The organism is Nitrobacter sp., assembly GCF_047149785.1.
Lineage (GTDB): Bacteria > Pseudomonadota > Alphaproteobacteria > Rhizobiales > Xanthobacteraceae > Nitrobacter.
This window is the reverse complement of record NZ_BAAGBE010000001.1, coordinates 2,738,325-2,753,261: the sequence shown is the minus strand read 5'-3', so window position 1 is coordinate 2,753,261 and position 14,937 is coordinate 2,738,325. Positions and strand designations below refer to the sequence as shown.

Here is a 14,937-nt window from a genome sequence, read left to right as displayed (position 1 = left end):
TCTCGGCTCACAAAATTGATTGAAGCGGATCGTGATATGCATAAGCACGCGACGTCCCCGCCTTCCCTGTCTCTTCGCGTCGATCTTGCGATGGATGCTCGCATCGGCCCCGGCAAAATTGAAACTGCTTGAGGCTATCGAATCCTGCGGCTCGATCTCGGCGACCGGGCGCGCAATGGATATGTCGTACAAACGAGCCTGGGACCTGGTTGACGAGATTAATCATATCTGCGGCTGCAAAGCCGTGGCCCGGCGCATCGGCGGCAAGAATGGCGGCGGAACGGTGCTGACGTCGTTCGGCGTTTCCCTGGTTGCGCGCTATTGCCCGGGAGAAAAGGCAGGGTTTGAACGCAGACTAGACATCGGGATAGAATAGACCAGCTAGTTGTCGTGCCCCGCGATTAGGGCGTCGATATCGGCTTCGGTAAGCGCGGGACGGCTCAGCAGGGCTGCAGCGACGCGCTGGATCGCAGGCCAGTTTTCCTCGACCAGATCGGCAGTCCTTTGGGTCGTACGGCTGAATAGGCGGTCGAACTCCTCTGTCTCAGGGCCGTCCAACTCGACGTAGCTGCCCGGCATCGCAGGCTTGCCGTGCTGCCGCAAAACAAGCATCGCCAGGAGGCTTGTCGCGTTGGCGCGATCCACGCGCCAGCCGCCGTCGCACGCGCGATTCTGGGCCGCGAGGGACATGGGACGATAGTGATGCTGGGCCTGTGGGCCGGCCAGCGCAACAATGGCGTACTTCTCCGGCGCCTCAAGGTCGTCGAAGGCGAGGTGTGTCGCCCTTGACCTCGTCACCACGGCACTGGCGCCGTCGAGTGCATCGAGGGTCGCGCAGCTTACCGGGATGTCCAGCACGCGCGCGATCACGGCGTGTCCGGCCTCGTGATGCGCGATGGTCTCTTTCTTCCACACGGCGACAAGCTCCGATAACCTGCTGACAAAGCGGCCGACCTGCGCGGGAACGCCGGATCGGACTGACCAGACCTCGGAGGTTATCCGATAGCCAGTGGAAGAAAGGTAGCAAGATGGCGCCGAAGGGCAAGGCGTCGCTCGAGGAGTTGCCCTTGCCCTACGAGGTCCCTCCTGGGAAGTTTCAACTCTCGCCCGACCGCTTCATTGCGCTGGTAGATAGCTACGGCATCAAGCGTGACAATTTGATGGTTTATCGTTTGATTGGAACTGCCGCGATCTACAAGAGAGGACGAAGAGGTTCACCGTTTGAGCCGAAGGGCACTTCGAAACCGATCACAATTTCTATCGTGGCGACAAAGGAGACGCGACATGGCGATGACAGCCGACCAAGTTACTTTCGATACGCCGGCGCCGGAGTTTCGGCTTCCGGCGACCGACGGCAAGACTTACAGTGTGGACGACCTTGCCGGCGCAAAGGGCACCGTCGTCGTCTTCATTTGCAACCATTGCCCCTATGTCAAAGCGATAATCGACCGCATGGTCGCGGATGCGCGGGTGCTGATGTCGGAGGGCATTGGCTTTGTGGCGATTTGCTCAAACGATGCGGCGAGCTATCCTGAAGATTCATTTGAGAATATGAAGCATTTCGCCAAAGCTCATGGTTTTCCATTTCCCTATCTGCACGATGAGACCCAGGCAGTCGCGCGAGCGTATGGGGCAGTGTGTACGCCGGACTTCTTCGGTTACAGCGCTGACCGCAAGCTCAAGTACCGCGGCCGGCTCGACGAAGGCCGCAAAACTCCGCCCCGCGCGGGGGCGCCTCGAGAACTCGTCGAAGCCATGCGCGCGATTGCGAAGACCGGTGTGGCGCCAGCCGATCAAAACCCGTCCCTTGGCTGCTCGATCAAATGGAAGGATGGATAAACCGAGCCCTTGTCATGCAGCCGTATCGGCACGCCTCATCGTCTCCCTCCGGTGAGGGCCGCCTTGTCCGGTTGAGACGAGTGTTGTGTAACAGTCCTTATGGACAGCAATAAGCTCAGTGCTCAGGTTGAACGGCTCGAGGTTGTTGAGACTGGTCGACGGCGTCGCTGGATCGATGATGAGAAACTCAAGATTGTTCTGGAGAGTTTGCAGACACCGCGTGCCGTCTCATCGACGGCTCGGCGATATGGATCTCACGCTCGCTGTTGCTCAGATCTGGATCGACGAGGCGCCGTAGATGGGGTGAAAGGACGCGCCGTAAAAAGCGCTGGCCTTAAGGTAAAGCGCGTGCGCTCGCGATATGTCCCCTGGCGAGCGCATCGTCAGTTTCAGTGCTCAGCCGGCCTGCTGGGACGGACTTTACATGGTGACATCCTTGATGTTGAGATCGTAATGGAATGACCGCTTCGGATCGTCGGGCGCTTAGCTGATTATTGCGCACCGCGTTTCGTAGTTCGCCTCCCCCTGATCCCGCACATCGGAAATCAGCGATTTTGAGAACAGGTCGCAAGCCCCAACTTTGTCTCGGCCGGTGAAGGTGGCTGTCCATTGCTGCAGGCGGGTTCTGATGTCGGTGGCATCGTCTGCAATCGCGCTGGCACAGCAGAACTGCAGCACGAGGATTGAGAGAAGAAGGCCAGGTGGGGCGGCGGGGCATCGCTTATGCTCTCGCGTCACATCCAAAGCGTCATGCGCCACATCGCGGCTCGACAAAAGCGCTTAAGCTGCGCGCGCCGACGGGCCGCGCGGCACCTCTGCGTAAGTCTGAAGTGCGTGGTCGCAGGCGTCGCAGCGCCACCGCAAAACGATGTAGCCGACACAGGCGAATGTGGCCTGCTCGGCGGCAAACAAGGCCTCACCACACGCCGGACAATCGCGAAACCCCATGAAGGGCGCACGGTCTTCGGGACGAATGCTCGTCATCGCTGATACCTTGATCTCCTCGCAGCCCCCATACGCATGCGTTGTGAAACCGGGATGACCTCGGGCTTCCTGCACGACAGTCTTTAACGGCATCAGGCAAACAGGTTTTCGCGCGACGCAACCCGTGTTGCGAACATGAGCATCTCTCCTCCGGTTTTGGTCCCGCCCATCTGGGACGCTCAGGCGCGCGCGGAACTCGATGCCTTGTTCCGCGAGGCCTTCGCACGCCGCAGCAGTTCGTCGGGCTCGATGCCAAGCACGTCTGCAAGCCTCGCGATGGTGTCGATGCTGGCGCTGTAGAGGCCGCGTTCGAGTGCGCTGACATAAGTCCGATCCATGTCCGCCTCATGCGCCAACGCTTCCTGCGACAGGCCCTTGGCATAACGATGGCGGCGCAGGTTGCGCGCGAACACGTCGCGAATATCCATCCGCGAAGTGTTCTTCGTGCAGTGTATTTCACTACGGAGTATACTCGACAAAAAGACTTGGCCCCGCCCCGGGAATCTGTTGAATCAGGCCGGGGCGCGCCAGCGCCTCACGCCAACGGCACGGCCGGGCGGTCCCACAAATGCCCTCCGGTCGTCATCAAGGCGAAGCAAGGGCGTCGTAAATCCGCGTAAACGAGTTCGGGCGACTGCCCATGACCATTGCTGTTTTCGATGACCGCCCTCCGGACGTGCCGCATCTCACTCCCTATGACGAGCGGCATTTACGAACTTATCTTCGCCTGCTTGACGCTGCGGAAGAAGGGGCCGACTGGCGCGAGGTCGTGCAGATCATCTTTGGTCTCGATGCCGAGCGCGAACCCGAGCGCGCGCGCATCGTGCATGACAGTCATCTTGCACGTGCGCGATGGATGAGCCACGTCGGCTACCGCGATCTGCTCCGGCCATCACAATGATCTGACCAGCCGCACGTTTTTCAGGATATCGCGGCCATCTTTCGCACCATCGCCGGCCTCGCGATGCAATACGCTTTGCGAAGTCGGGGACTTCTGTGCGCCGGAGAGGATTCAAATAGTCGACCTTGGGTTTTGGGTCGGGGGGCATGCACCTTTGCGTAGCGCGGGAGGCTTCGCATGCCGGACGGAGCAGGGTGGCGGTCGCCCGATGCGACCGATTATCTCCATGACGCACAGCGCCCGGCGTTTGCCTGGGAGTTTCTGCGACGCGATCCCGACTACCGCCAGGAGTACGCGCAGATGAATCTCCATGCCGTTGGCGGAACATCCCCTGACCTGGAGGTGGCCCTGGCGCTGGCGAAGCGCTGGGGCTTGAGGTTTCCCGTGTGATCCCAGACAGCGCAGCGATCAGGCGCTGACGCTGTGGGACCCGAACGTCCTGCCTGCTGCCGTCATTCTGGCTGCGGCGCCCATTGAATCTCAGAGCTCATTGTCCTTCACCCGCTTGCCGGCACCGACCTTTTCCATCGATCGTCCGGACGGACGTGATCTGCTCCTGCGCGAGCGGAGGCTCTGGGACCGCCTCTTGCAGGACCTGATCGGCTATCTGCGGGAAGCCTTGCAAGCGTTGGCCAGGAAAAATGACGCGCCAAACCGCGAGGCGCAAAACCAGGCTCAGGCCGCTGACGGCGCTTCGGACAAGAGTCCGGGCCAACCCAAGGTCTCTCTTCAATAGTCCAGTCTGATTTCATCCCGGGGATGACTGCCATGGTCTCGACCTCCATCCGCAATGCCCGCCGTTCGCGCCAACGAACATACATGGCCGAGACCACGTCTGCGCAGATGCCGCTGCAGCGCATCGCGCGGCACACGCTGTCGCGCCAAGCGCTGCTGGCGGGGACCAGCGCCATTGCGATCCTGTTCGCATCGGCGCCGGCGGTACATGCGCGCTCTGGCTTTGGCAGCGGCGGCACGACGATTGCGCCGCCAACCATTGCGTCGGACGCCGCGACCGAGGCCTCGCAGCAGGCTGCCGCTGTCGCCAAGCAGGCGGCGAGTTCGCTGGCGCGCGCCACGCAGGCTCTCCAGGCCTTGCAGGGGGTTCAGGCCGCCGCGCGCGCCGCTGCGCTGGCCTCGCAGAAATCCGCGACCTTGCCGACCACCATCCCGAACGGCCTCGGCGCCGGCGGTCTGCTGCCGAATCCGCCGGCCGGCTGGAGCGGCGCCGATCAGCCGACCCAGTCGGTCGATGCATCCGGTCAGACCAACGTCACCGTCAACCAGACCGCCTCCCAGGCGGTCCTGAACTGGACCACCTTCAACGTCGGCGCGCTGACCACGCTGACCTTCAATCAACAGGGCAATGCCAGTTGGGTGGCCCTCAACCGCGTCGATGCCTCGACCGGTCCGAGCAAAGATATGGGAGGGGCCGAGATAACGGTCGGCACGTCAAAACCTTATCGATATCCTCGGGCGGCTCAGCAACTGTATGTCGGACTACAATGGGTCTGTTTACGCAGACGACCCCGAGTACGACCTTTCCGACGATGACAAAGCAAAAATAGATGAATCTGAACTGAAAGCGCGGAATGATCTGCCGAACCGAATTGATGAGGCGTCGGTAGCGATCAACAAATTTCGCGAAGCTGTTGCAATCGATATTCGGGAGCTGCGGAGAAAGCGCGGGTTCTATGATAATGTACTTGCGAGCGCTGACCTTACGGGAGCCAACGCGGAATAAGGACCGATGACAATTTAAGCCCGTGAACGTCTCTGTGTACCTCACGAGGGATGGGAGCGGCCTTTAGAGAACAGTCACCACCCCGTCTAAACGCTTCCGCGTCGGCGCGCTTTGGCGTTGATGTCATCGTTCAGGCCAACACTCGGATCTCCGGCTCCAACTCTCATCGCGCCAGTTGGCTTGAAGACCTTCTATTCGCGCTTTCTTGACTCTCGCTCGAAGCCGCGACAAGCTTATCGAGGCTGCGATGTCACTGTGCTGGACGGGAATGACCTGTCAAGTTGATGCTGATACGGGTGACTCGGCCACTTTTCGTTTTCGCAGCGCTGCAAAATCGCTCGTCGTCTTTGTCAGCTTCAGCGCTAATCCGAATGCAAGGAAGAAGCTCCAGAAATATGATACGCTATAAGCGATCTGCATTCCAGATTTCTGACTCTCATAGCCAACGAGGTAAACCGATTTGTCGCTGAGTTCTCTCGCGTCAGCACATTCCTGTGCAGCTTCGATCCAAAAATGCTCCGAAGGGCTCATGCTAAATTTGAAGGTCGAAATGATCCCTCGTTGTTCCGCAACGTTCATGTCCTCGCCAAACATCGCCTTGCAAAAAAGAAACGGTCCACCTCGCCAGTAGAAGTTCTGTAGGTCGACATATGCCGGCATCTTTTCGTCAAATCGCTTCAGGCGTCCGATCTGTATTAACTCGGTCGCGTTAATGGATGGATGCTCTTTTAATAGTGCTTCACTTCCGGCGTGAGGTGGCCCTGGATGACATTTCCCGTGGCGACAATGTTTTCCCACATCTTGGCTATCTGCGGTTTATAAAGGTCTGCCTCGAGCGCTTCCGTCTTGTCTTTAATTTGGATGTTAGCGAGGAACAGGGCGATAAATGAGAGAGCGCACCAAATATATTCCACCCAGATCCAAACAGAAGCGCTCAGTCCAAAGTACGGCCTTAGAACGAGGTGGAGCAACGACAATGAGGCCAACGTGAAGACAACCAAATACACTGTGAAAAGCATGTCGCCGCCTTTTTTTAGGATCCGGCTGTCGTGCCATAACACCAGTTTCGTGACAATTAGCAATATCCCAACTGCTGAATGTTGTTTCCCTTCTGCGGCCAAACCGGAGGACCGTAAATTCATTGGCGCCACAATGGTGGGCGATGATGGATCACGCCACTTTCGATGCACGGTTTGTGTGAAGCGTTTCGGGTTTGATGTGAGTGTAACGTCGAAGCATCTTCCAGTCTTTATGGCCCGTAACCAGAGCAACTTGCTCGATCGAAAATCCAGCTTCGAATAATCGGCTCGTTCCTTCATGGCGAAGGTCGTGAAAGTGCAGGTCTTTTATCTTCAGATCTTTGCACTGGCGGCGAAACGCCGTGCCGATTGACTTTCCGTTGTAGGGGAATATGCGACCTTCGCGGCTATTTGAATATCGCCCCTGTTCCTCAATGATTTTCATTGCATCATACCCGGAAACATCCAACAACGGAATTCGCTGGTCATTACCCTTCTTCTTTCGTGGGTCTTTCCGGTCGCGAATGAGCAACATGCGATTTGAGGCATCCCAATCGCTCCATTCAACGCGGACAATCTCGTCTTGTCGCATTGCAGTTGCAACAGCGAAGCGAACGATCCGATCAACAGGGATCTGCTGTCGCTCATTCGCCTGGAAGCCTGCGATAATCCGATCCAATTCGTCTTGAGTCGGACGCCGATCGCGCTCATCCCCCTTGCCGACGAGACCGAGGCGAGCGAGCGCAACTCGAGCAAGATCCAGCGGCTCGACAGAGGTGACGACGCCGTGAATAGCCGCAGCATGGGTCAAGATCGTCTTGATATGTCCGATATCCATGCCGACGGTGACCGGACCGGCACCCTCAGCCGCACGCTCTTTTCCAAATTTAATAAGCCGCTCGCGATCAAGCTCACCGTATCGGAGATGCCCAAGCCGCGTATCCAGGAAGTTCAAGCTGGCGTTCTTCGACCGTCCGATCTTCTTGCCGACTTCCTGAAGGTCTTGCCGATGAAGGGATATGAGATCGCCGAAAAGCTTGACGTCCCGCGATCGCGTGTTTGCAGGTTCTTGACGATCAATTCGTCGTTCGAGGTCTAGCGCCCATTCCTCGGCGTCCTTCCGGCGTAGGAACGTCTCGTTGACGTACTTCCCCTTGCGACGGATTTGGACCCGCCACGAACCGGACTTCAATCTGGTAAAAGTCGCCATTACGTGTGCACTGAGGCGTCGAAAGTTCGGAAAAAACGTCGTATGACAGCGTGGAAACGAGTGCACACGACGTAACCTAACGATCTGAATATACTGAAAAAATGCAGCTAAATCAACAACATAGATTTTCCGTTGCGCCGATGATGGACTGGACGGATCGGCATTGCCGTGTATTCCATCGCCTGCTCACGCGCGATGCTTGGCTCTATACAGAGATGTTGACCACCGGTGCGATCATTCACGGTGCGCGGAAACGCTTGCTGGGGTTCAGCGATGTCGAGCATCCGGTTGCGCTCCAGCTCGGCGGATCGCGCGCGGATGATCTTGCGGCGTCCGCGCGCATCGGCGAGGATTTCGGCTACGACGAAATTAATCTGAACGTCGGCTGTCCGTCCGACCGCGTGAAGGACGGACGGTTCGGCGCCTGCCTGATGGCCGAGCCGGATCTCGTCGCCGACGGCGTTCACGCGATGAAACGCGCAGTGTCCGTTCCGGTCACCGTGAAGTGCCGGATCGGGATCGACGATCAGGATCCGGAAGCCGGCCTCGACACCTTCGCGCGAAAGGTCGTGGCCGCCGGCGCCGACGCCCTGATCGTCCACGCGCGCAAGGCGTGGCTTCAGGGATTGTCGCCGAAGGAGAACCGGAATCTTCCGCCGCTGGACTATGACAGGGTTTACCGGTTGAAGGCGTCGTTTCCCGATCTGCCCGTGATCATCAACGGCGGCATCGACAGCATTTCAGAAGCTAAAAGCCATCTCGCGCATGTCGACGGGGTCATGCTCGGCCGCGCCGCCTATCAGGAGCCATGGCGTTTGTTGGAAGTCGATTCCGAACTGTTCGGCGAGGAGCCGCCGCACGCTACGATGAAGTGCGCGATCCAGGCGATGATTCCCTACATCGAGGATCAACTCGCGGGCGGCGCGCGATTGCATTCCATCACCCGGCACCTTGTCGGCGCCTTTCATGGCGTGCCGGGAGCGCGGGCGTTCCGCCGCCATCTCGCCGAGAACGGCGCGAAGGCCGATGCCGGCGTCAACGTCTTGAAGGAGGCGCTGGCGCTGGTGGACGGGACCACCGCTGAGCATTCCCTGTACGAGAACCGGGATCCATCATCGGTTCAAGCCCGAGGACATGCTTCGCTCGAAACGCCATAAGCGGTTGCTCAGAGACCAAGATAGGCGCGCCGCACTTCCGGATCGTCGATGAGCTGTTTGGCGGAGCCGCCATGAACGATGCGACCGGTTTCCATCACGTAGCCCCGATCGGCGGTCGACAGCGCCAAATTGACGTCCTGTTCGACCAGCAGCACGGTTACGCCTTCGTCGCGGATCGTCGTCAGAACCTCCATTAACTGTTCGACGATAACGGGCGCCAGTCCCAGGCTCATCTCGTCGATCGTCAACAGGACCGGCGCCGCCATCAGGCCGCGCGCCATCGCGCACATCTGCTGCTCGCCGCCCGACATGCTTCCGGCGAGTTGCCGACGGCGCTCCGACAGACGCGGAAACATCGCATACATCCGATCGAGATCGCGCGCGACGGCGGCCTTGTCGGTTCGTCTGTAGGCGCCCATCAGCAGGTTGTCCTGCACGCTCATGCGGTCGAACAACTGGCGGCCTTCAGGAACCTGGACCAGTCCGGCGGCAAAGACCTGATCGGAGGTCATCGGCATCAGATCGTGACCGTTCATGACGATGCCACCGGTGGCGGAAAGCACCCGCGACAGCGTGCGCAGCAAGGTGGTTTTGCCCGCGCCGTTGCTGCCGACCAGCGCCACGATCTCGGCCGGATAGACCGTCAGGGCGACATCGTGCAGCACCGGCATTCCGCCATAGCCCGCGCTGACCGAGCGGACGTCCAGAAGAGGGTTCTTGGCCGCCGGCTTCGCGTTCATATCCGCCTCTTGCCGAGATAGGCCTCGACGACGGTCTGGTTCGCCAGCACGCTTGCGGGTTCGCCATCGGCGATTTTTTCCCCATGGTGCAGAACCAGCAGCCGATCCGAGAGGCTCTTGATCGCCTTGATGACGTGCTCGATGACGAGAACGCTGATTCCGGTGTCACGAACCTTGCGGATCACCTCGATCACCTCGTCGATCTCGACCAGGTTCAGCCCGGCCATGACCTCGTCGCACAGCAACACCTTCGGCTGCATCGCCAGAGCCTTTGCCAGCTCCAGCCGCTTGCGGCCGGGGCCTCCCAACTCGTCCGCGCGTTGATCGACGAACTTGCCGAGCCCGACAAAATCAAGTTGAGCGCGGGCTTGCTCGCGGGCCTTCGCGAGTCTGGCGTGTCCTCCGCCGTGACCGAAGAGGGCGCCGACAGCGACGTTGTCCAGCACCGATAAGCCGGGAAACGGCCGCATGATCTGGAACGTGCGCCCGATGCCCAGCCGGGCGCGGCGGTAGGCGGGCATGCCGGCGAGGGACTGTCCTTCGAAAAGGACGTCTCCGGACGTCGGCGCGAGCGTGCCGCTGATCAGGCTGATGAGCGTGGTTTTTCCCGCGCCATTTGGACCGATCACTCCGAGGATTTCCCGGGGCTGCAGCAGAAAACTGACGTTGTTGACCGCGATCAGGCCGGCGAAGCGGCGGGTCACGTTCCTGATTTCGAGCGCCGGGGTCATAGCCGGTGCGCCCGGATATTCTCGGCGAAGTACCGCCACCCGGTCTTGCGGAATCGCCGCAGCATGTCCGCCAGACCGCGCGGCATAAGGACGACCGCGGCCACGACGACGATGCCGAAGAAAAGGCTCGCAAGGCTGGTGATCTCGCTCGACAGGAATTCGGAGATCGCCGAAAGCGAGAGCGCCCCGACGATCGGTCCCAGAACCGTGCCGGGGCCGCCGAATACCGCCATGATGATCATCTTGACGTTCAGGCTGATATCGAATGCGCTTTCCGGATCGATGAACGTCACCCAGTAGGCGTGAATGCCGCCGGCCAGCGCACTGAAGACGCCGGAAAGCGCGAACGCCATTGTCTTGTACAATGTCGTGTTGACGCCCATCACTTCCGCGCCTTCTTCGTTTTCGCGGATCGCGATCAGTCCGAAGCCGAAGCGGCTGCGCGTCAGCCAGAAAACCGTCAGTGTCGCCACCACCAGCAGTCCGAGCGACAGCTCGTAAAAAAGAGAATCGTTGTTGAGCGGGGGCAGCACGAGCCCGATATTCTGACCGGCCAATCCCACGTTGGAGACGATTGCGGTCATGACCTGAGCGAGCGCCAGCGTCGCGATCGCGAAATAGTGCCCCCTCAGCCGAAGAACCGGAATTCCGAGGAGAACGGCGAAGGTGACCGCAAGCGCCACGCCGAACACCAGACCGACGGCGAACGGCAATTGCCATTGCGCCATCGCGATGCCAACGCCGTAGCTGCCGAGCCCGTAGAACACCGAATTGCCGAAGGACGCGTAGCCGGTATAGCCGCCGATGATATTCCAGCCCTGCGCCAGAACGGCGAGCAGCAAGGCGTTGATTCCGAACTGGATCAGGACGTCCGATCCGAACCACGGCACCGCCGCGAGAACGGCGAGCGCCGCCAGGATAAGCGGTATGCGAAGCGCCCTCACGCGGCTTTTCCGAGCAGGCCGGTCGGCCGCACGATCAGGACCAGCACCAGCACGCCAAAGCTCGCCACGTCGGCGTAAGTCGGCCCGACGTAGAGCGCGGTCAGCGATTCGAGGATTCCCAGAAACAAGCCTCCGACGATCACGCCGAGCGGATTGTCCAATCCGCCGATAATCGAGATGGCGAACGACTTCGCGGTCAATGACGCGCCGATGTACGGATTGATCTGCGATACGGTTCCATAAAGGCCTCCGGCCGCTCCCGCGAGCGCGATTCCGATACCAAAGGTGACGGCGTAGAGATGCCGCGGCTCAACGCCGTAGAGACGGGCCGCCACCAGATTCTGCGCGGTGGCGCGGATCGCGCGTCCGAGCCTCGTGTGCAGCAGGAACAGCCACATGCCGATCGTCAGCGCGATGGCCACGCCGAAGGCGAGAAGCCGCGCCAGCGGCAACACGACCGGCCCCAGCACAATGCTGTCGCCCGCATAGGCGGGATTGATGGTGCGAAAGTCGGCCGAGAAGGCAAGCTGCGCGAGATAGGTCAGCACCACCTCCAGACCGAACGTTATCAGCAGCGTGTTGAACATCGGCGCGCGGACGATCAGGTTCAAAATGCCGCGCTGGACGCCGTACCCGATCGCGAACATCACCGCCGCGGTGATCGGCAGTCCCAGAAACGGGTCGATGTGCAGGTATGTAAAGAGATACCACGACACATAGGCGCCGAGCATGATGAACGCGCCGTGCGCGAGATTGACGATATTCAGCACGCCCCACACCAGCGCGAGGCCGAGCGCCATCATCGCATACAACCCGCCCAGAAGGATGCCGTTGATGAGGACTTGCCCGAGCAGATCCAACGTCGTCCAGCCCCCTTTTTAGCCGGCGGGTCGTTCGCGATTCCCGCCAGAGTCAGCTTCAACGTGGTTGAATCTGACTCCAGCCTTATTTTCTTGATTGAGCATGATCTTATATTTCCGGGACCATGCTAGCGCGCGTTCCAGGCCGGCATCGGATATTTCGGCGATGCGATTTTACCGTGGACGCCGTAGATCGCAACCAGTTCATCTCCCTGCACCTGAATGACGGTTTGCGGCAGATCAATCTGGCCATTCTCGTCGAACTCGATCTGTCCGTAAAGACTGTCGAACTTCACCTTCGACAGGGCGTCCCGCACCTTGCCGGGGTCGATCGTTCCGGCATCTTCCACCGCTTTCACCAATGCCTCTACGTCGGCCGCGCCGGATGCGGCATGATAATCAGGATCGTAGCCGAACTTCGTCTTGAAGGCCGAGGCGAATTGCGCGGCATCGCCGAACCAGCGATCCTTGAGGTCGGCGGAAGGAAGCCAGGCCGTCATGCCGAAAGCGTAGTCGGCATCTTTGCCGAGGGCCTTGCGGAAATCCTCGCTGGGAACGCCCACCGTGAAGGAATACATCTTCGGCGCGACAGCAAGACTCTTGGCCTGCCGCACGAAATTCAGAATTTCGGTTTCGTGGCCCGCCACCAGCACCGCATCGACGTTCTTGCTCTTGACCTGCGAGAGCAGCGAATTGAAGTCCGTGGCGTTGGTGCTGTAGCGCTCGTCCATGGCAAGGGTGAAGCCCGCCGCTTTCAATTTGGGCCGCGTCCCTTCAGCGACCGAGACGTCGAAGGCATCGTCGGCATAAAGCAGCGCGACCGATTTGGGGGCCGGGTCGAGCCCCTTCATCATCTCCACCGTTGAGCCGAAATAGTTGCTGGCCGGCGCCAGCGTTCCGAAAATATACTTGAACTTGCGCGCGAAGATCTGGTCCGACGCGCCGCCGCCCTGGACCATCGGAATCCGGTACTTTTCCGACACCGCCGAATCCGCCAGCGCGAAATTGCTTGCGAACGGCCCCAGCAGGAAATTCACCTTGTCCCGGGACACAAGTTGCGTGTACTGGCGCACGCTCAAATTGACGTCCGACTGATTGTCGTAAAGCTTGAGCACGAGATTGTATGCCTCGTTGCCGACCTTGACCCCGCCAGCTTCGTTGATCTTGTCGACCGCGAGCTGATAGGCGTCACGATAATACCGGCCGGTATTGGCGATCGGTCCGGTCAATTGCACGGACGCTCCCAGGACGAGGTCCTTTGCCACGGCCGGGCCAGACGGCATTGCGCCGAATGACATCGCAACCGCAGCCGCGACCAAGGCGGCCGGCAAACCGGACATCTTTAACATGTGACGACCTCCATCATCCTGTCTGTCTATCCCTGCGCCGGTTTTTTCCGGAAATTAATGCGTCTTACGGCGTATTTGCCCCATGCTCCCCGCGATCAGCGCCCGAATAAGGAGGATGATGCAGGATGGATGTCTCCACCGGACGATACAACCGGCGCGCAAGCATTTTGGTTCCCCATCATACACTATCCGTCGTACAATAGAATGAATCTGTGCTCACCTGCATTTCGCTCCCCCAACCGCCGGCAAGGACCGCGTGTGCGTCAGGCGCGGATGGCGGCAAGAAAACCGCCGGTTGTCGGAACGATCACGAGCACGTGCTTGGAAGCGCCCGTAATTGTGAGGGAGGTCAACCGTGCCGCCGGACTAAATTCCTTCCCTAGGCCAGGCTTCGCGGGGAGGAGCCGTTCGCGCCAAAGATCTTAGAAGCCGAGCGAGCGGAGCCGCGCCTCGTCAATCGCCGAATCCGGTTCGGTAGCTGGCCGCTTACATTATCCGCTGGACTTGCGATCGGCTTTTGGCAGACGTCAGGAGACCGCCTCAATGGATACAGAACTGGCCAGAACCTTCCTCGCCGTCGTGACGTCGGGAAACTTCATCAGTGCGGCGGATCGGCTTCACGTCAGCCAGTCGACGGTCAGCATGCGCATTCACTCGCTCGAAGACCAGTTGGGTTGCATGCTCTTCGTCCGCAACAAGGCCGGCACGGCGCTGACCTCCGCCGGCCGGCAATTCCAGCGGCACGCGGCCACACTGGTGCGGACGATGGAGCAGGCGCGTCATGACATAGGCATACCCGAAGGATTTAGCGGAACGCTGGTTGTCGGGTGCCGCATCGGCTTGTGGGAAGAATTTCTGTTGCAGTGGCTTCAACTCATAGGGGAGGCCAGGCCGGAAATCTCGATTCGTGCCGAAAGTGGCCATGAGCCGGAATTGATGCAGGGACTCATCGAAGGGCGGATAGACATCGGCGTGATGTATACTCCGCAGGTTCGTCCGGGATTGAAGATCGAGCAGTTGTTCGAAGAGCACCTCATCCTTGTCTCAACGGATCCGGAAGGCAAACCCGAGCCTCGGTCCGGCTATGTGTATGTCGACTGGGGACCGGAGTTCTATGCGCGGCACAATGCCTGCTTTCCGAATTTTGGCAGCCCCCCGCTGAGCGTGAACATCGGCTGGCTTGGATTGCAGCACGTGCTGGAGAATGGAGGCTCCGGCTATTTTCCCAGGCGGATCGTCATGCCTCACCTGAAGACCAGACGGCTGAATCAGGTCAGCGGCGCTCCTGAATTCTCGATGCCCGCATACGTCGTCTATCCTCTCGAAGGCGATCGCGATTTATTTGCCAGCGCGATCGAGGCCATGCGCCAGATCGTTCATTCAAAACCGAAAAGGCCACCAAACGCGAAAAGAGCGGAGACGACGGCGCGAAGATGCCGCGGAATCTAGAGTCTGTTTCAAC

17 protein-coding genes and 1 pseudogene are annotated in these 14,937 nt (G+C 59.8%); 8 read left to right on the top strand and 10 right to left on the bottom strand.

The genetic code is table 11. The features are described from left to right. Positions 1–36: 36 nt before the first annotated feature. A pseudogene (locus ACMDCM_RS12800) lies at positions 37–322 on the top strand (winged helix-turn-helix domain-containing protein); the annotation flags it as partial. Between the two features lie 59 nt (positions 323–381). On the opposite strand, the gene ACMDCM_RS12795 reads toward ACMDCM_RS12800, so the two are convergent. After that, positions 382–915: a hypothetical protein gene (locus ACMDCM_RS12795; protein ID WP_412773910.1), complete on the bottom strand. Its 534-nt coding sequence runs from the start codon at positions 913–915 to the stop codon at positions 382–384. A gap of 369 nt (positions 916–1,284) precedes the next feature. On the opposite strand from ACMDCM_RS12795, the gene ACMDCM_RS12790 reads away from it, so the two are divergent. After that, on the top strand, positions 1,285–1,839 hold the full coding sequence (locus tag ACMDCM_RS12790) for a thioredoxin family protein (protein WP_412773909.1): 555 nt from the start codon (positions 1,285–1,287) through the stop codon (positions 1,837–1,839). A 1,163-nt stretch (positions 1,840–3,002) separates the two neighbouring features. Here ACMDCM_RS12790 and ACMDCM_RS12785 read toward each other — a convergent pair. Next, the gene (locus ACMDCM_RS12785) at positions 3,003–3,251 is read right to left on the bottom strand and encodes a helix-turn-helix domain-containing protein (RefSeq protein WP_412773908.1); all 249 of its coding nucleotides are present in this window, start codon (positions 3,249–3,251) and stop codon (positions 3,003–3,005) included. A 212-nt stretch (positions 3,252–3,463) separates the two neighbouring features. Between ACMDCM_RS12785 and ACMDCM_RS12780 the strand changes: the two genes are divergently transcribed. From ACMDCM_RS12780 to ACMDCM_RS12765, 4 genes are all read left to right on the top strand, one after another. Then, positions 3,464–3,724 (top strand): DNA -binding domain-containing protein, encoded by a 261-nt coding sequence (locus ACMDCM_RS12780; protein ID WP_412773907.1) that lies wholly within the window; start codon positions 3,464–3,466, stop codon positions 3,722–3,724. A gap of 177 nt (positions 3,725–3,901) precedes the next feature. Further along, entirely contained in the window at positions 3,902–4,114 is a 213-nt protein-coding gene (locus ACMDCM_RS12775; protein WP_412773906.1) for a transcriptional regulator domain-containing protein, read from the top strand. Positions 4,115–4,214: 100 nt separating this feature from the next. Further along, positions 4,215–4,460, top strand: a complete 246-nt coding sequence (locus ACMDCM_RS12770) for a hypothetical protein (RefSeq protein WP_412773905.1) — start codon at positions 4,215–4,217, stop codon at positions 4,458–4,460. A gap of 32 nt (positions 4,461–4,492) precedes the next feature. Beyond that, positions 4,493–5,275: a hypothetical protein gene (locus ACMDCM_RS12765; RefSeq protein ID WP_412773904.1), complete on the top strand. Its 783-nt coding sequence runs from the start codon at positions 4,493–4,495 to the stop codon at positions 5,273–5,275. A 466-nt stretch (positions 5,276–5,741) separates the two neighbouring features. Here the strand turns inward: ACMDCM_RS12765 and ACMDCM_RS12760 are convergent, their stop codons facing one another. From ACMDCM_RS12760 to ACMDCM_RS12750, 3 genes are all read right to left on the bottom strand, one after another. Continuing rightward, positions 5,742–6,125: a hypothetical protein gene (locus ACMDCM_RS12760; protein WP_412773903.1), complete on the bottom strand. Its 384-nt coding sequence runs from the start codon at positions 6,123–6,125 to the stop codon at positions 5,742–5,744. A 68-nt stretch (positions 6,126–6,193) separates the two neighbouring features. Continuing rightward, complete coding sequence (locus ACMDCM_RS12755) at positions 6,194–6,607, bottom strand: hypothetical protein (RefSeq protein ID WP_412773902.1); 414 nt, start codon at positions 6,605–6,607, stop codon at positions 6,194–6,196. Positions 6,608–6,635: 28 nt separating this feature from the next. Continuing rightward, complete coding sequence (locus ACMDCM_RS12750; protein ID WP_412773901.1) at positions 6,636–7,694, bottom strand: site-specific integrase; 1,059 nt, start codon at positions 7,692–7,694, stop codon at positions 6,636–6,638. 101 nt (positions 7,695–7,795) lie between these two features. On the opposite strand from ACMDCM_RS12750, the gene dusA reads away from it, so the two are divergent. Next, positions 7,796–8,851 (top strand): tRNA dihydrouridine(20/20a) synthase DusA, encoded by a 1,056-nt coding sequence (gene dusA, locus ACMDCM_RS12745; RefSeq protein WP_412773900.1) that lies wholly within the window; start codon positions 7,796–7,798, stop codon positions 8,849–8,851. An 8-nt stretch (positions 8,852–8,859) separates the two neighbouring features. Here the strand turns inward: dusA and ACMDCM_RS12740 are convergent, their stop codons facing one another. The 5 genes from ACMDCM_RS12740 to ACMDCM_RS12720 all read right to left on the bottom strand — a co-directional run bounded on the left by ACMDCM_RS12740 (position 8,860) and on the right by ACMDCM_RS12720 (position 13,475). Next, positions 8,860–9,591, bottom strand: a complete 732-nt coding sequence (locus tag ACMDCM_RS12740; RefSeq protein WP_412773899.1) for an ABC transporter ATP-binding protein — start codon at positions 9,589–9,591, stop codon at positions 8,860–8,862. Further along, a complete protein-coding gene (locus ACMDCM_RS12735) occupies positions 9,588–10,322 on the bottom strand; it encodes an ABC transporter ATP-binding protein (protein WP_412773898.1) in 735 nt (244 codons plus the stop codon). Before ACMDCM_RS12735 ends, ACMDCM_RS12740 begins: the two co-directional genes overlap by 4 nt. Further along, positions 10,319–11,266, bottom strand: a complete 948-nt coding sequence (locus ACMDCM_RS12730) for a branched-chain amino acid ABC transporter permease (protein WP_412773897.1) — start codon at positions 11,264–11,266, stop codon at positions 10,319–10,321. The genes ACMDCM_RS12735 and ACMDCM_RS12730 overlap by 4 nt, the downstream gene beginning before the upstream one ends. Further along, positions 11,263–12,126, bottom strand: a complete 864-nt coding sequence (locus tag ACMDCM_RS12725) for a branched-chain amino acid ABC transporter permease (protein WP_412773896.1) — start codon at positions 12,124–12,126, stop codon at positions 11,263–11,265. Before ACMDCM_RS12725 ends, ACMDCM_RS12730 begins: the two co-directional genes overlap by 4 nt. A 128-nt stretch (positions 12,127–12,254) precedes the next feature. Continuing rightward, on the bottom strand, positions 12,255–13,475 hold the full coding sequence (locus tag ACMDCM_RS12720) for an amino acid ABC transporter substrate-binding protein (protein ID WP_412773895.1): 1,221 nt from the start codon (positions 13,473–13,475) through the stop codon (positions 12,255–12,257). Positions 13,476–14,018: 543 nt separating this feature from the next. Here ACMDCM_RS12720 and ACMDCM_RS12715 point away from each other — a divergent pair. Then, entirely contained in the window at positions 14,019–14,924 is a 906-nt protein-coding gene (locus ACMDCM_RS12715; protein WP_412773894.1) for a LysR family transcriptional regulator, read from the top strand. The last annotated feature ends 13 nt before the right edge of the window (positions 14,925–14,937 follow it).

What these genes read in the sequence shown, in the direction of transcription:
- ACMDCM_RS12785 (WP_412773908.1), bottom strand. Translation starts at nt 3,251, where the DNA reads ATGGATATTCGCGACGTGTTCGCGCGCAACCTGCGCCGCCATCGTTAT.
- ACMDCM_RS12760 (WP_412773903.1), bottom strand. Translation starts at nt 6,125, where the DNA reads ATGCCGGCATATGTCGACCTACAGAACTTCTACTGGCGAGGTGGACCG.
- ACMDCM_RS12775 (WP_412773906.1), top strand. Translation starts at nt 3,902, where the DNA reads ATGCCGGACGGAGCAGGGTGGCGGTCGCCCGATGCGACCGATTATCTC.
- ACMDCM_RS12735 (WP_412773898.1), bottom strand. Translation starts at nt 10,322, where the DNA reads ATGACCCCGGCGCTCGAAATCAGGAACGTGACCCGCCGCTTCGCCGGC.
- ACMDCM_RS12755 (WP_412773902.1), bottom strand. Translation starts at nt 6,607, where the DNA reads ATGAATTTACGGTCCTCCGGTTTGGCCGCAGAAGGGAAACAACATTCA.
- ACMDCM_RS12765 (WP_412773904.1), top strand. Translation starts at nt 4,493, where the DNA reads ATGGTCTCGACCTCCATCCGCAATGCCCGCCGTTCGCGCCAACGAACA.
- ACMDCM_RS12740 (WP_412773899.1), bottom strand. Translation starts at nt 9,591, where the DNA reads ATGAACGCGAAGCCGGCGGCCAAGAACCCTCTTCTGGACGTCCGCTCG.
- dusA (WP_412773900.1), top strand. Translation starts at nt 7,796, where the DNA reads ATGCAGCTAAATCAACAACATAGATTTTCCGTTGCGCCGATGATGGAC.
- ACMDCM_RS12715 (WP_412773894.1), top strand. Translation starts at nt 14,019, where the DNA reads ATGGATACAGAACTGGCCAGAACCTTCCTCGCCGTCGTGACGTCGGGA.
- ACMDCM_RS12790 (WP_412773909.1), top strand. Translation starts at nt 1,285, where the DNA reads ATGGCGATGACAGCCGACCAAGTTACTTTCGATACGCCGGCGCCGGAG.
- ACMDCM_RS12750 (WP_412773901.1), bottom strand. Translation starts at nt 7,694, where the DNA reads ATGGCGACTTTTACCAGATTGAAGTCCGGTTCGTGGCGGGTCCAAATC.
- ACMDCM_RS12780 (WP_412773907.1), top strand. Translation starts at nt 3,464, where the DNA reads ATGACCATTGCTGTTTTCGATGACCGCCCTCCGGACGTGCCGCATCTC.
- ACMDCM_RS12720 (WP_412773895.1), bottom strand. Translation starts at nt 13,475, where the DNA reads ATGTTAAAGATGTCCGGTTTGCCGGCCGCCTTGGTCGCGGCTGCGGTT.